This is a genomic window from Klebsiella sp. CSG-1, assembly GCF_056521145.1.
The window spans coordinates 212,584-227,298 of the sequence record NZ_JBWNLD010000009.1; the positions used below are offsets into that span (position 1 = coordinate 212,584).

The following is a 14,715-nucleotide window of genomic DNA, read 5'->3' on the forward strand; positions in this document are numbered from 1 at the left end:
GCACTGAGCAGAATGGCCTCTTACACCAGCACCTGAAACAGCAGAGCGAAGAGAATAATGTTAGCAATCACGATAGCCCAGCCGTTATAGAGCATGTATTTGAGATGGGTCGACTGCGCCAGCCCCATCTGCCCAAACATATCCGAAGAGGGGAACGGGCCAAACCAGTCCACCTGCGATGAGGCCAGCAGCACCGCAGTGGTTCCCTGCGGCGGGACGCCAGCGGCCATCAGCATCGGGCCAAAAATCTTGTGGGTAAAGGTCATCTGCGCTACCGCCGCGCCGGGAACATGGCCAATGATATTGAAGGCGAAAATACAAAAGCACAGCCAGGCCGGGGAGATCCCCTCCAGCAGCGGCTGGGTGTAATCCAGCAGCCCCTGATAGGCATGGAGCCCATCCATCAGTTCAAGAATCGGGTTATAGAGCCAGTAGAGGATAAACATCCACACCAGACGGCCGCAGCCGTGATACAGCGCCTGCAAAATCTGCGTAGGCCGCAGGCCGCCGACCAGCCCGGTGATCAACGCCACCAGCAGCATCACAATAATCGCGAAGCTAAAGCCGGCTTTTATCACCACGCCCACCACCGCCATCACGATAATCGTTGCCGCAAACGCCAGCGCGCTGAGCTTTCTGCGCTTTGAAACGGCGGCACTCGCTTGTTCCTGCGTTTTTTCAGCCAGGTCGACCTCATACCGCAGCTTCCCTTCGGTCATCTTCTGAATGCGCCCCGCCATCAGCCAGCCGGCCAGCAAAGTCACCGCACTCATTGGCAACCCGACATACAGTAAATAGTCCGGATAGCTGAGGCCGCCGAGCTTGAGAATCGTCACGGTACTCGGCGTAAACGGCCCGGTAAAAAGCCCGATGGAGCCGGCGGTCATCATCAGCGCCGCCACCGTCGGCGGCGTCAGCCTGACCGCCGCGGCAACCGGAATAATCACCGCCACGATGATCGCATTTCCCCCGGCCATGGTCCCCAGGGCGCCGCAGATTAGAATCGACGAAATGACAATACCCAGTTTAACCCGGGTCTGACTCGACAGCCCGATACGATGAACCACAAATTTCACCAGTTCCACCGCAGCGCCGGTACGGGTTGCCACTTCTCCGACACCGGCACCGAGCATAATGATTAACCCGACGGTGGCAATGAAAGAGCCAGTCGATTTTGCCAGCATCGTTCCCATTTCAGGCAAGCCGGTCGAGGTCATAATCATCGCAATAATAATGGATGAGATCACCGCCAGAACAATATCTACCCCGACGAGCGAGAGGATGGCGAGGGCGACAAGCGGTGTAAAACTCAGCAAGCCGAGTTCGGCGGCGGGCCGTCCATGGCACCAGAATGCCGTCACTAAAAACAGCCCTAATAACAGGCCAATAATAATATTTTTTCTGGTGATATTCTGTCTGGTTAGCGGGTTGCCAGAGAGCGTTGAGTCACTCATATAACTCCTTGATGCCAATAAAACCGGCCGCTATTGGGGCGCGGTGTATTCGGGCCTGCTCAGAAAATATCCCCCCTCGTTATAATTTGTTGGCTTCGTTGCCTGAGGGTGTATGTAGGGACAACAGGTATTGTTCTGAGAATCGGATTATCCGCCTGAAGGCGGTGCAGTCAGCTCAATAAGTCAACAGTTCGCTGATTGCGGATTAAATTTATGTTAAGTTATTGTTATTAGAAAATGACTTTTTATCTGGCCTCTATAACCCTGAGTTAACTCCTCATGAAACTGCGTCACCTGGAAATCTTCCACGCCGTGATGACTTGCGGCACGCTTTCCCGAGCAGCAGAATCGCTCAACATCTCTCAACCCGCCGCCAGCAAAGCGCTAAAAAACGCCGAGCAGAAGCTGGGGTTTAAACTTTTTCAGCGGGTACGCGGCAAGCTGCTGCCCAGTAGCGAAGCGCTGATGCTGTTTGAAAAAGCTCAGAATATTTATCATGATCTCGATAACCTGCGCCTGCTCGCCGATAACCTGGCCCGCGATCCCAGAGCCAAAATTAGCCTCGGCTGTCTGCCGAGCCTTGGGTTGAGTCTGGTCCCGGAACTGGTCACTGATTTCTACCAACAAAATGCCAATCTGGTGATGACACTCACCACCGAACACACTGAGACATTGGTCAAAAAATTGGATCTGCGCGAGATCGACCTGGCCCTGACGCTGCAGCCCGTCCAGCAAGGGGAGATCACCAGCACCGCCATCGCTGAGGTCCCGCTGGTGTACATTGACCGCGACTATCGTCAGGGAGAGGTGGTGATTGAGGAGATTGACCAGCAGCGGTGGATCTCGCCCGGACCGCACTCTCTCTCTGCGGCCATTGCGACCCGCCGTGATTTTTCGACGACCCGTCTGAACGTGCAGACCTACTACATGGCCACCGAGTTTGTGAAGCGCGGCATGGGATGCAGCATTACCGATATTTTTTCCGCCCGGCATAACCTGGCGCCGGCGATGATTCATCCGATCGCGCCGCCGATGATGATCACCCTGTGTTTACTGCGTCGGGCAGATGTTTCACTCAGCCCGATCAGCCAGAAGTTTGTCGATTTTCTCTGCATCCGGCTCCGCCAGCAGCTGCAGGAGATTAACCTGGAGTTATACCCTGAACATAAAAAGTCAATTGCGCCGCAGAGACAAATGCTTTGACATAAAGCCCATGCATTTATCAGCGGTGGGTTTATCAGGTTATGAAAAAGCGCATTGTCATTATCGGCGGCGGTGTTATCGGGCTGGCAACGGCTTATGAGTTAATCAAGAGCGGTCATCAGGTGCAGTTGCTGGAGCGTCAGGCGAAGCCAGGTCAGGCAACCAGCTTTGCTAACGGCGGGCAGCTTAGCTACCGGTATGTGGCCCCCCTGGCCGATCGTGGCGTTCCCCTGCAGGGGATGAAATGGATGGGTAAAGCCGACTCGCCGCTCAATATGCGTTTGAAAATGTCGCCGGGGCAATGGCGCTGGCTGCTGCAGTTTCTCCGCGCCTGTAATAGCCAGACGAATAAGCTCAACGGCGATCATATATTGCGCTTGTCGCTGCTCAGCCGTCAGGTGATGCAGGAGTGGCTGACGGCGGATAATCTGCACGACTTTCACTGGCGGCGTTCCGGGAAATTGATCGTTCACCGTCGGGCATATGATTTTAATAAAGCCGCCAAAGGCATTAGCCCGCAATACCAGCAAGCGTTGAATGCCGACGACTGTATTCAGCTTGAACCGGCGCTGAAATATATTCGCCCTTCGCTGCAGGGCGGTATTTATTCACCCGGCGATGAGACCGCCGACTGTCAAAAATTCTGTCAGGCGCTGCTGGAGAAACTGCATGCCAGCGCCAGCTTTACTCTGACCAGCCATTGTGAGGTGCTGCGCCTGAATAAAAAAGGCGCCCGCATTGATTCTGTCGATACCCGTCAGGGAACGATAGTCGGCGATGAGTACATCGTAGCGGCAGGAAACGGCAGCGGCCCCCTGCTGGCCGGGACCGGTATTCGCGTGCCGCTGTGCGCTCTGAAAGGCTACAGCCTGACGCTCCCCTACCCCACAACGCCCGGGATTGCCCCTGATATCAGCGTAACGGATTACGGCCATAAAGTGGTCTATGCCCGGCTGGGCGATCGGCTGCGCATTGCCGCCATGGTCGATATTGGCTACGACGGCGATCAACTGCGCCCCGAGCGTATCCAGGCGCTAAAAAAGATCGTGACCCGCAGCTTCCCTGAGTTACAGGGGGTTGAGGAGGCAGAGGCCTGGTGCGGTATGCGCCCTTCAACCCCCGCGGGGCCCCCTCTGCTTGGTCGTGCCGGGTATCAGAACCTGTGGATGAACCTCGGTCAGGGTAGCCTTGGCTTTACTCTGGCCGCCGGCAGCGCGGTGGTTCTCGGCGCGCTACTCAACGGCGCTAGTCCCGCCATTTCTTTAGAAGGTCTGACATGGGAACACACAGCATGAAAATAGAACGCCATCATTCGCAGCCCCGCCTTTCCGCCAGCGTCGGGTACGGCGATCTGATCTTTTTATCAGGGCAAACCCCGGTCAGCAGCGATGACGATATCCGCCAGCAAACCCGGGAGGTTTTAGCAAAAATTGACGCGCTGCTGGCCGAAGCAGGCAGTGATAATCGTCATATTCTGTCTGCTCAGGTGTGGCTGAAGACGATGGCGCGTGATTTTGCCGGGTTTAATGAGGTCTGGGTCGCCTGGATGCCGGAAGGTCACAGCCCGGCACGCGCGGCTGTCCAGGCGGAAATGGCACGCCCTGATATCCTCGTCGAGGTGATGGTTACGGCCGTAAGAAGTTGATTTACGCCACAAAAGAAAAAGGCCGCATCAGCGGCCTTTTTAGTTAGTTCAGATTATTTGTCTCTGGGCGAAGCGTTTTCGACACGGCTTTTAAGTTTCTGACCGGGTCTGAAGGTCACCACACGCCGGGCTGTAATGGGAATATCTTCCCCCGTTTTCGGGTTACGACCCGGGCGTTGGTTTTTATCCCGCAAATCGAAGTTGCCGAACCCGGAGAGTTTTACCTGTTCTCCGTTTTCCAGAGCACGACGCACCTCTTCGAAAAACAACTCTACCAGCTCTTTGGCATCCCGCTTGCTAAGCCCAAGCTTATCAAACAGATATTCTGACATTTCAGCTTTTGTAAGCGCCATAGGTTCAATCCCTCAATGATGCCTGGAATCGCTCTTTTAATGCCTCTACACATCTGGCAACGGTAGCGGCAATCTCCTCTTCTTCGAGTGTACGGCTGGTATCCTGCAGGATGAGGCTAATCGCAAGGCTCTTACTGCCTTCCGCTACCCCTTTACCACGGTACACGTCAAATAAGTTTACGCCAACTACCTGATTTACGCCAACTTTCTTACACTCTGTCAAAACATCGGCTGCAGGTACGTTTTCCGCGACGACAACGGCGATATCACGACGGTTCGCCGGGAAACGAGAAATCTCGCGCGCCTGAGGCACCACGCGGTCTGCAAGCTTGTTCCACTCCAGTTCGAACGCTAAAGTCCGGCCGTTCAGATCCAGTTTACGTTCCAGTTCAGGATGAACAACCCCAATGAAACCAATACGTTCACCTTTCAGATAAATCGCGGCCGACTGCCCCGGATGCAGTGCGCTGTTCGCTTCTGCGCGGAATTCGATATCCGCTAATTTGCCGGTCAGGTCAAGAATGGACTCCAGATCGCCTTTCAGATCGTAGAAATCAACGGTCTCTTTTGCCAGATTCCAGTGCTCTTCGTAGCGGTTGCCACAAATCACACCGGCCAGCATCACGTCCTGACGAATCCCCAGCGGAGCCTGGGTATCCGGAACAAAGCGCAAACCGCTTTCAAAAATACGCACGCGGCTCTGCTGACGGTTCTGGTTATACACCACCGTACCCAGCAGGCCGGTCAGCAGCGACAGACGCATTGCCGACATTTCGCTGGAGATAGGACTCGGCAGAATCAAGGCTTCTTCACCCGGGTGAATCAGCTGCTGCACTTTCGGGTCAACAAAGCTGTAGGTGATCACTTCCTGGTAGCCTTTGTCGTTAAGCAGCGTTTTTACACGTTTCAGCGACAGATTAGCTTCGCGGTGGGTACCCATAATCAGCCCCGCCTGCACCGGACGATCGGGAATGTTGTTATAGCCATACACGCGGGCCACTTCTTCGACCAGATCTTCTTCGATGGCAATATCGAAACGCCAGCTCGGGGCAACCGCCTGCCACTCATCGTTGCCCGCGGTCACTTCGCAGCCCAGGCGCGTCAGAATATCGCTGACCTGAGCATCATCAATATGATGGCCGATCAGGCGATCCAGTTTGCTACGACGCAGGGTAATGGTCGCCGCCTTCGGCAGCGCAGCTTCGTGGGTCGCATCGATAACCGGACCCGCTTCGCCGCCGCAGATATCGATCAGCAGGCGGGTTGCACGTTCCATCGCTTTATACTGCAGCGCTGAATCCACGCCGCGCTCATAGCGATGTGAGGCATCGGTGTGCAGACCGTGACGACGCGCGCGGCCGGTGATGGCCAGCGGGCTGAAGAAGGCGCATTCCAGCAGCACGTTCTGCGTTTCGTCATTGACGCCAGAGTGTTCACCGCCAAAGATGCCGCCCATAGCCAGCGCTTTGTGATGGTCGGCAATAACCAGGGTATCGGTATCCAGTTTGGCTTCGGTGCCGTCCAGCAGAACCAGTTTCTCACCCTCTTTCGCCATACGGACCACGATCCCACCGTCGATGCGGTCGCAATCGAACGCATGCATCGGCTGACCCAGCTCGAGCAGCACATAGTTGGTGACGTCAACCACCGCGTCGATGGAGCGAATCCCGCAGCGACGCAGTTTCTCTTTCATCCACAGCGGCGTTGGCGCTTTAACATTGATACCTTTCACCACGCGGCCCAGATAGCGAGGACAGGCGTCCGGCGCTTCAACGGCAATCGGTAGCGTATCGGTAATGGTGGCGGCAACGGGGGTAATCTCCGGTGCGTTCAGCGGTTCTTTATTCAGAACGGCCACGTCGCGGGCGACACCGATGATACCTAAGCAGTCCGCGCGGTTCGGCGTGACGCTGATTTCGATAGTGTTATCGTCCAACTGCAGATATTGACGAATATCGGTGCCAATCGGCGCATCCGCCGGCAGTTCGATAATTCCGCTATGATCGTCGGACACGCCCAGCTCAGAAAACGAGCACAGCATCCCTTCGGAAGGCTCACCGCGCAGCTTCGCGGCCTTAATTTTGAAGTCGCCAGGCAGCACGGCGCCGATGGTTGCTACGGCAACTTTCAGCCCCTGACGGCAGTTTGGCGCCCCGCAGACGATGTCCAGCAGACGTTCGCCGCCGACATTGACTTTCGTGACGCGCAGTTTGTCGGCATTCGGGTGCTGACCGCACTCAACCACTTCTCCCACAACCACGCCGTTGAAGCTACCGGCAACCGGCTCAACGCCGTCCACTTCGAGACCCGCCATGGTGATCTGGTTAGCCAGCGCTTCGCTGTCGATCGCCGGGTTAACCCACTCGCGTAACCACAGTTCACTGAATTTCATTATTCTGTCCTGCCCTTATTTAAACTGTTTGAGGAAACGCAAATCGTTTTCGAAGAACGCACGTAAATCGGTCACGCCGTAGCGCAGCATCGTCAGACGCTCCATCCCCATGCCGAAGGCAAAACCGGAGTAGACTTCCGGATCGATGCCAACATTACGCAGCACGTTCGGATGCACCATCCCGCAGCCCAGCACTTCCAGCCACTTGCCGTTTTTACCCATCACGTCAACTTCCGCGGACGGTTCGGTAAACGGGAAGTAGGATGGACGGAAACGAATCTGCAGGTCTTCCTCAAAGAAGTTATTCAGGAAGTCGTGCAGCGTCCCTTTCAGGTTGGTGAAGTTGATATTGGTATCAACAATCAGACCTTCCATCTGGTGGAACATCGGCGTGTGGGTCTGGTCGTAGTCGTTACGGTAAACGCGGCCCGGCGCAATAATGCGGATCGGCGGCTGCTGGTTTTCCATAGTGCGAATTTGCACGCCGGAGGTTTGGGTACGCAGCAGACGCGTCGCATCAAACCAGAAAGTATCGTGATCGGCACGTGCCGGGTGGTGTCCCGGAATGTTCAGCGCATCAAAGTTGTGGTAGTCATCTTCGATTTCCGGACCGGTCGCGACGGTGAAGCCAAGCTCGCCGAAGAAGTTTTCGATGCGATCGATGGTACGGGTCACCGGATGTAGACCGCCGTTTTCAATACGGCGACCCGGCAGAGAGACATCGATAGTCTCTGCGGCCAGACGCGCATTCAACGCTGCGCCTTCCAGATCCGCTTTACGCGCGTTAAGCGCCTGCTGGACCTGCTCTTTCGCTTCGTTGATGACCGCACCAGCCGCCGGACGCTCTTCTGGCGGCAGTTCACGCAGGGTTGTCATCTGAAGGGTCAGATGCCCTTTCTTCCCCAGGTATTCCACGCGGACGTTGTCCAGCGCGGCAACATCTGATGCCTCATTAATGGCTGCCTTCGCACTGGCAACCAGCTCTGCGAGATGTGACATGGTTTTCCTCATTATGTCGGTGCAGACACCGGTTATGGTCATTATTTTATTCTGACTATTTCGAGTCACAGGCGGCGCCGGGCCGCATGGCACTTAGCGCAGAAAACCGCTGTCGCCGGATGCGCGTTCAGCCCACGCACCTGCAGCTTGAAATAGAATGAACACGTTCATATACGAAAAAAGCCTCCACAGTGGGAGGCTTTCTGGCGCTGTTTTCCGTTTCTTCTTTCACGCGCTAGCCTCCTGAGTTCAGGTGCTAAAGTAAAAAAAGAAGCGGAAAATAGCAGCATTCATGCTTGCATTACCTTGTCTGGTACGAAACGTAAGACCTGTATTGAAAAGCTTACGGCAATAAAAGTCAATGTATTGATGGTGTTGAAACGAAAAGAGGGAGACAAGCTCCCTCTTTCAACTGGCTTATGCCAGAGCTGCTTTCGCTTTTTCGACCAGCGCGGTGAACGCTAATTTGTCGAATACGGCGATGTCAGCCAGGATCTTACGGTCGATTTCAACAGAGGCTTTTTTCAGGCCGTTGATGAATTTGCTGTAAGAAATACCGTTCTGACGTGCTGCTGCGTTGATACGCGCAATCCACAGTTGACGGAACTGACGCTTTTTCTGACGACGGTCACGATAAGCGTACTGACCAGCTTTGATAACAGCCTGGAAGGCAACGCGGTATACGCGAGAACGCGCACCGTAGTAGCCTTTAGCTTGTTTCAAAATTTTCTTGTGACGTGCACGGGCAACTACACCACGTTTTACGCGAGCCATATGTGCTCTCCTGTATCTATTCTAATTAAAAAGTTTAAAAGGGTTAACGACTTATGCGTACGGCAGGCACGCGATTACCAGGCCCAGATCGCCTTTGGAAACCATGGCTTTCGGACGCAGGTGACGTTTACGCTTGGTAGCTTTTTTAGTCAGAATGTGACGCAGGTTAGCGTGCTTGTGCTTAAAACCACCTTTACCGGTTTTTTTGAAGCGCTTAGCAGCACCGCGTACGGTCTTAATTTTTGGCATTTTAATAACTTCCACTTCGCATTGTTAATAAACGAAACATAGGCGAACAACGCCTGCGAAGCCTGAGGGCTCCACAGGAGTTGCTACTTGAAGGCCTTACTGTTTCTTCTTAGGAGCGAGCACCATGATCATCTGGCGGCCTTCGATCTTCGATGGGAAGGATTCGACCACTGCCAGTTCACTCAGATCGTCACGGACGCGGTTAAGCACTTCCATACCGATCTGCTGGTGAGCCATCTCACGACCGCGGAAACGCAGCGTGATCTTAGCTTTATCACCCTCTTCCAGAAAGCGAACCAGGCTGCGGAGTTTTACCTGGTAGTCGCCATCATCGGTGCCAGGACGGAATTTGATTTCCTTAACCTGGATAACTTTTTGCTTTTTCTTCTGTTCCTTAGAAGACTTGCTCTTTTCATAGAGGAATTTGCCGTAATCCATAATACGACAAACCGGCGGCTCGGCGTTAGGGCTGATTTCGACTAAGTCTACTCCGGCTTCTTCAGCTTTTTCCAGAGCTTCTCTCAGACTCACAATACCAAGCTGCTCGCCTTCCAGACCTGTTAAGCGAACTTCTTGCGCGCGAATTTCGCCATTAATACGATTCGGACGCGCCGTTTGAACTCGTTTTCCGCCTTTAATACCTTATTCCTCCAGTTGTTGAAGACTGCGGCTGCGAATCTCTTGTTGCAGCTTTTCGATCACTTCATTTACGTCCATGCTGCCGAGGTCTTTACCACGACGGGTACGCACGGCCACTTTGCCGGCTTCGACTTCTTTGTCGCCACAGACCAACATATACGGGACACGACGTAAAGTGTGCTCGCGGATTTTAAAGCCAATCTTCTCATTTCTCAAGTCCGCTTTTACCCGAATGCCCGCATTTTGTAGTTTACGAGTCAATTCGTTAACGTATTCAGACTGAGAATCGGTAATATTCATCACCACGACCTGCACCGGCGCAAGCCAGGTTGGGAAGAAGCCGGCAAACTCTTCGGTCAGGATGCCAATGAAGCGCTCCATGGACCCCAGAATGGCGCGGTGAATCATTACCGGTACCTGACGCTCGTTATTTTCGCCCACATAAGAGGCGCTTAAACGCTGCGGCAGAGAGAAGTCCAGCTGTACAGTACCGCACTGCCATGCACGATCGAGGCAGTCATACAGAGTAAATTCAATTTTCGGACCGTAGAACGCGCCTTCACCCAGTTGATATTCAAACGGGATATTGTTTTCTTCCAGCGCGACCGCCAGATCCGCCTCAGCACGATCCCAGGTCTCGTCGCTTCCGATACGTTTTTCCGGACGAGTTGAGAGTTTGACGACGATTTTCTCGAAGCCAAAAGTGCTGTACATATCGTAGACCATACGAATACAGGCGTTGACTTCATCACGGACCTGATCTTCAGTACAGAAGATGTGGGCATCATCCTGCGTGAAGCCACGTACGCGCATCAGACCATGCAGCGCGCCCGAAGGTTCGTTACGATGGCAGCTACCGAACTCCGCCATACGCAGCGGTAGATCGCGGTACGATTTCAGACCCTGATTAAAGATCTGCACGTGACCCGGACAGTTCATCGGCTTGATGCAGTATTCACGGTTCTCAGAAGAGGTGGTGAACATCGCATCTTTGTAGTTGTCCCAGTGCCCGGTTTTTTCCCACAGCACACGGTCCATCATGAACGGGCCTTTTACTTCCTGGTACTGGTACTCTTTCAGCTTGGAGCGCACAAACACTTCCAGCTCGCGGAAGATTGTCCAGCCGTCGTTATGCCAGAAGACCATACCCGGCGCTTCTTCCTGCATATGATACAGGTCGAGCTGCTTGCCAATCTTGCGATGGTCACGCTTGGACGCTTCTTCCAGACGCAGCAGATGCGCGTTAAGCGCTTTTTTATCTGCCCATGCGGTACCGTAAATACGCTGCAACATCTTGTTGTTGCTGTCGCCGCGCCAGTACGCGCCTGCGGTTTTCATCAGTTTAAAGTGATGACAAAAACGCATATTCGGCACGTGCGGTCCACGGCACATGTCGACGTACTCTTCATGATGATACAAGCCAGGCTTGTCATCATGGGCGATATTTTCATCAAGAATGGAAACTTTATAAGTTTCGCCACGCTTCACAAAGGTTTCACGCGCTTCGTGCCAGCTGACTTTCTTCTTGATGACGTCATAATTCTTCTCGGCGAGCTCGTGCATACGTTTTTCGAGCGCGTCGATATCTTCCTGGGTCAGCGTATGATCGAGATCGACATCATAATAGAAGCCGTTATCGATAACCGGGCCGATAGCCATCTTAGTGTTTGGCCACAGCTGCTTAATCGCATGACCGAGCAGATGCGCGCAGGAGTGACGAATGATTTCCAGACCGTCTTCATCTTTTGCGGTAATGATGGAGAGGGTTGCATCGTTTTCGATGAGGTCGCTGGCGTCGACCAGCTCACCATTCACTCGTCCAGCGATCGTGGCTTTCGCCAGGCCTGGACCGATATCCAGAGCAACATCCAGCGGGCTAACGGCGTGGTCAAAATGGCGTTGGCTGCCATCAGGAAGCGTAATTACAGGCATTTTATGTCCTTATTTGCAGTGGTGCCCCACACGAAAGAGCACATACAAAACAATATAATAATAATTATCAACAAGTTATAGCTCAGTTCCCGCTTCACTCTGCGAAATATGAGGACGACCGTTTACCGAACCGTTCCCACCTGCAGCCGCCTGTTGATAACACCGGCCCTTAGTTTACACATCATTAGTGCGTGTTAAAAGTCAGAACAAGATAAATGGTGGCGGTCAGGGATAAAACAAGGGGGACAGAAATCATGCGCTGGATATTCAGCCACAGGAAAACATGACGGGACGACGGATGAAAAAAGAAAAACAGCTCGCGCCACAACAGGTAATGGCAAGAAATAGCAAAGTGGAAGAATCGCCTTTGACCACTCTTCAGGAAATAAACCGGTACATCTCTACCCGGCTTTATATCCCCTGAAATGTCATCATATTATCTACAGATGAAAATCAGGACCACTCGCCGGCAACAAAGGTATGGACATTAAATGCATCATCCATAGAGTGACCCGTTGATTGTGAACCGGGAGCAATATTTGATCCGGCTTCAACATCGGTAGCTTTAGCAATACCGACCTGCGTATGGTCGGTGTTGCCTGGCTGCGGGACCGGGTTAGCGGCGAATGCGCCAAAAGACAGGGTGCACAGCATCACAGCCGCAGTCGCGATTTTGCTATTTTTCATGATGGTGATTCTCTTATTTACTGAAGGTAGTCCGGCAAAGATCTCATCTTCGTCGATAGTCAACAGTATAGATCCCGATCACACTTTTGTCCGACTAAATATTTAGCTATTTGTGTCAAATTATCTGCAGAGTTGTCAGGAAAAAATGAATTATGAGGAAATTATGGAGTTATTTTCTTTTTATAAAAAACAAAACAAAAGACCAAAAATAATAATGCCAGCGGTTGTGAATTTTAAAACAATCAGGCCGGTTTCCCGGCCTGAAATAAATTACATCTTATAACCCAGAGACAGCGTCGTGCGGCGGTCGGTATGATTCGGTGCCGATGACGGCGGCTCGGAGTTCCAGGTCAGGTTGTAGGCAACCCGCAGTGCAAAATGCGCATTGATAGCGACGTTCAGGGCACTTTCCGAGTTCAGCGTCGTGTCCTGGGCACCAAACACCGACACCCCTTGGGTGAACTTGGTGTTATCGGTCATCTGCCAGGCCCAGGTACCGGAAGCATAGCCCAGCGGCTGGGTATCATTATCGCCATCGGTATACTCGTCATAGCGCACGCCAGGACCAAATTCAAAGCGCAGGCTGTGGACCGGACCGTTCAGAATCTGGCGACCATAACCCGCGGTTAAAACGTCGCGTTGTTGGTAGCCATTATAGCGGTCAGTCAACCAGCTGGCCTGGCCAAACACGTAGTTGCTGTCGGTCAGGTTGTAGCGACTACGGCCGCCAACCGCGTATTTTTCGGAGGAGCGCTGATCGTTGGACGATGTGTTGCTGGCGTTACCCCACAGCGACCATGCCGTCGTATCGCCGTACCAGGTCAACGTAGAATCCGCGGTCATTGAAGAACTTTTCGTATTTCCGGACTGCGCCAGATAACCGGCGTTAACCGCACCTTCGAAAGGTTTTTTGGCAGTGGAAGGGTCATCCATAACAGTAAAAACGGAATCATCGGCCAATGCGTGCGCAGACGCAAAGAGCCCCCCCGCCAGCAATGCCGCTGCGGGTACTGTCTTCAAAAGCTTCATTTAATTTAGAGTCCGTACAACAAAAAGAGAGACCCAGCTGGTCCCGGAAACTTTCGCAAGGATCGCTATACGCGTCATCCTTCAGGCTACTTCTTTGCTGGCGTCACTAAGACATCCCCCACACAGCATGAACTGTGCTTTCGTGGGATGGCTTCCCTCGCCGCCTCGACGCATCTTGAATGATATTTGTATCTTGCAGGTCCAATGAAAGGCAAAGAATTATAAAAAAGCACGATTAACATAGCAATCAATTACTATTTCATTTTTTGAATAAGACAGCTCTTAGAACAATCTTTATTTCATAAAGATAAAAATAAAAAGCGCTTTACAAATCGCGACCGGCAATCGCTTCCCCTTCCCGGTAAGAAGTGCCATGCTTAAAAACACAACAGCTTAACCCGTATCATGGAGGAAATTAGATGACCAAAATCTATACGCTAACGCTGGCTCCCTCACTCGACAGCGCAACGCTGACACCGCAAATGTATCCTGAAGGAAAACTCCGCTGCAGCGCACCGGTTTTCGAACCCGGCGGCGGCGGTATCAACGTCGCACGTGCCATCACCTTTCTCGGTGGTAACGCAACGGCCATCTACCCGGCCGGTGGCGCCACCGGCGAACACCTTACGGCGCTACTCACTGCAGAACAGGTCCCGGTTGAGCCTGTCGAAGCGCAAGACTGGACGCGGCAAAATCTGCATGTGCACGTGGGCGCCAGCGGCGAACAATACCGCTTCGTGATGCCTGGAGCCGCCTTAACGGAAGAGGAGTTCCGTCGTCTCGAAGAAAAGGTTCTGGCAATCGAGAGCGGCTCATTGCTGGTGGTGAGCGGCAGCCTGCCGCCTGGCATCGGCGTTGATAACCTGACTCAGTTAGTCAAAAGCGCGCAGCGTCACGGGCTTCGCTGCATCATTGATAGTTCGGGCGAGGCGCTGGCTGCCGCTCTTGATGTCGGTAATATTGAGCTCGTCAAGCCTAACCAAAAAGAGCTGAGTGCCCTGGTGGGGCGCGATCTGAGCCAACCCGATGACGTTCGACGTGCGGCGGAGGAGCTGATTCGTTCGGGTAAGGTCCGCCGGGTTGTCGTCTCACTCGGCCCACAGGGTGCGCTGGGGGTAGATGCCAGCGGCAGTGTACAGGTCGTGCCGCCGCCGATGAAAAGCCAAAGTACCGTTGGCGCCGGCGACAGCATGGTCGGCGCAATGACCCTGCGCCTGGCGGAAGATGCCAGTCTGGAGGATATGGTCCGCTTCGGCGTCGCCGCCGGTAGCGCCGCCACCATTAACCAGGGTACCCGTCTGTGCTCGCTGGAAAACACGCACAAAATCTATACTTACCTGTGCGGTCGCTAGTTCCCCT

15 protein-coding genes and 1 other annotated feature are annotated in these 14,715 nt (G+C 53.5%); of the genes, 4 read left to right on the forward strand and 11 right to left on the reverse strand.

Going from position 1 to position 14,715, the window contains the following annotated elements; genetic code table 11:
- Positions 1–20: 20 nt before the first annotated feature.
- On the reverse strand, positions 21–1,454 hold the full coding sequence (locus AC007G_RS21185) for a gluconate:proton symporter (RefSeq protein WP_032687134.1): 1,434 nt from the start codon (positions 1,452–1,454) through the stop codon (positions 21–23).
- 279 nt (positions 1,455–1,733) lie between these two features.
- Here AC007G_RS21185 and admX point away from each other — a divergent pair, with 279 nt between their 5' ends.
- The 3 genes from admX to AC007G_RS21200 are packed head-to-tail and all read left to right on the forward strand — an operon-like array spanning position 1,734 to position 4,302.
- Positions 1,734–2,657 (forward strand): HTH-type transcriptional regulator AdmX, encoded by a 924-nt coding sequence (admX, locus tag AC007G_RS21190; protein WP_032687133.1) that lies wholly within the window; start codon positions 1,734–1,736, stop codon positions 2,655–2,657.
- A 14-nt stretch (positions 2,658–2,671) separates the two neighbouring features.
- Positions 2,672–3,952, forward strand: coding sequence for a D-amino acid dehydrogenase (locus AC007G_RS21195; RefSeq protein ID WP_225627663.1), 1,281 nt, complete (start codon positions 2,672–2,674; stop codon positions 3,950–3,952).
- Positions 3,949–4,302: a RidA family protein gene (locus AC007G_RS21200; protein WP_032699514.1), complete on the forward strand. Its 354-nt coding sequence runs from the start codon at positions 3,949–3,951 to the stop codon at positions 4,300–4,302. The genes AC007G_RS21195 and AC007G_RS21200 overlap by 4 nt, the downstream gene beginning before the upstream one ends.
- Positions 4,303–4,355: 53 nt before the next feature.
- Here AC007G_RS21200 and ihfA read toward each other — a convergent pair whose 3' ends face one another.
- The 10 genes from ihfA to AC007G_RS21250 all read right to left on the reverse strand — a co-directional run bounded on the left by ihfA (position 4,356) and on the right by AC007G_RS21250 (position 13,356).
- On the reverse strand, positions 4,356–4,655 hold the full coding sequence (gene ihfA, locus AC007G_RS21205) for an integration host factor subunit alpha (protein ID WP_004102960.1): 300 nt from the start codon (positions 4,653–4,655) through the stop codon (positions 4,356–4,358).
- Between the two features lie 4 nt (positions 4,656–4,659).
- Entirely contained in the window at positions 4,660–7,047 is a 2,388-nt protein-coding gene (gene pheT / locus AC007G_RS21210) for a phenylalanine--tRNA ligase subunit beta (protein ID WP_032699512.1), read from the reverse strand.
- Between the two features lie 15 nt (positions 7,048–7,062).
- Positions 7,063–8,046 carry a phenylalanine--tRNA ligase subunit alpha gene (gene pheS, locus AC007G_RS21215; RefSeq protein ID WP_032687130.1) on the reverse strand — a complete coding sequence of 328 codons (984 nt, stop codon included), beginning with the start codon at positions 8,044–8,046 and terminating at the stop codon, positions 7,063–7,065.
- A gap of 173 nt (positions 8,047–8,219) precedes the next feature.
- Positions 8,220–8,345: a sequence feature (Phe leader region), on the reverse strand.
- Positions 8,296–8,340, reverse strand: coding sequence for a pheST operon leader peptide PheM (gene pheM / locus AC007G_RS21220; RefSeq protein WP_001386830.1), 45 nt, complete (start codon positions 8,338–8,340; stop codon positions 8,296–8,298). Its footprint overlaps the feature before it by 45 nt.
- A 118-nt stretch (positions 8,346–8,463) precedes the next feature.
- Complete coding sequence (gene rplT / locus AC007G_RS21225; protein WP_004102963.1) at positions 8,464–8,820, reverse strand: 50S ribosomal protein L20; 357 nt, start codon at positions 8,818–8,820, stop codon at positions 8,464–8,466.
- A 51-nt stretch (positions 8,821–8,871) separates the two neighbouring features.
- Entirely contained in the window at positions 8,872–9,069 is a 198-nt protein-coding gene (gene rpmI / locus AC007G_RS21230) for a 50S ribosomal protein L35 (RefSeq protein WP_001124225.1), read from the reverse strand.
- A 96-nt stretch (positions 9,070–9,165) separates the two neighbouring features.
- A complete protein-coding gene (gene infC, locus AC007G_RS21235) occupies positions 9,166–9,708 on the reverse strand; it encodes a translation initiation factor IF-3 (RefSeq protein ID WP_049267827.1) in 543 nt (180 codons plus the stop codon).
- A gap of 3 nt (positions 9,709–9,711) precedes the next feature.
- Entirely contained in the window at positions 9,712–11,640 is a 1,929-nt protein-coding gene (gene thrS, locus AC007G_RS21240) for a threonine--tRNA ligase (RefSeq protein WP_032697383.1), read from the reverse strand.
- A 453-nt stretch (positions 11,641–12,093) separates the two neighbouring features.
- The gene (locus AC007G_RS21245) at positions 12,094–12,327 is read right to left on the reverse strand and encodes a YdgH/BhsA/McbA family protein (RefSeq protein WP_142630662.1); all 234 of its coding nucleotides are present in this window, start codon (positions 12,325–12,327) and stop codon (positions 12,094–12,096) included.
- Between the two features lie 270 nt (positions 12,328–12,597).
- Entirely contained in the window at positions 12,598–13,356 is a 759-nt protein-coding gene (locus AC007G_RS21250) for a DUF481 domain-containing protein (RefSeq protein ID WP_004863367.1), read from the reverse strand.
- Between the two features lie 419 nt (positions 13,357–13,775).
- Here AC007G_RS21250 and pfkB point away from each other — a divergent pair, with 419 nt between their 5' ends.
- Entirely contained in the window at positions 13,776–14,708 is a 933-nt protein-coding gene (pfkB, locus tag AC007G_RS21255; protein ID WP_032687128.1) for a 6-phosphofructokinase II, read from the forward strand.
- Positions 14,709–14,715 lie beyond the last annotated feature (7 nt).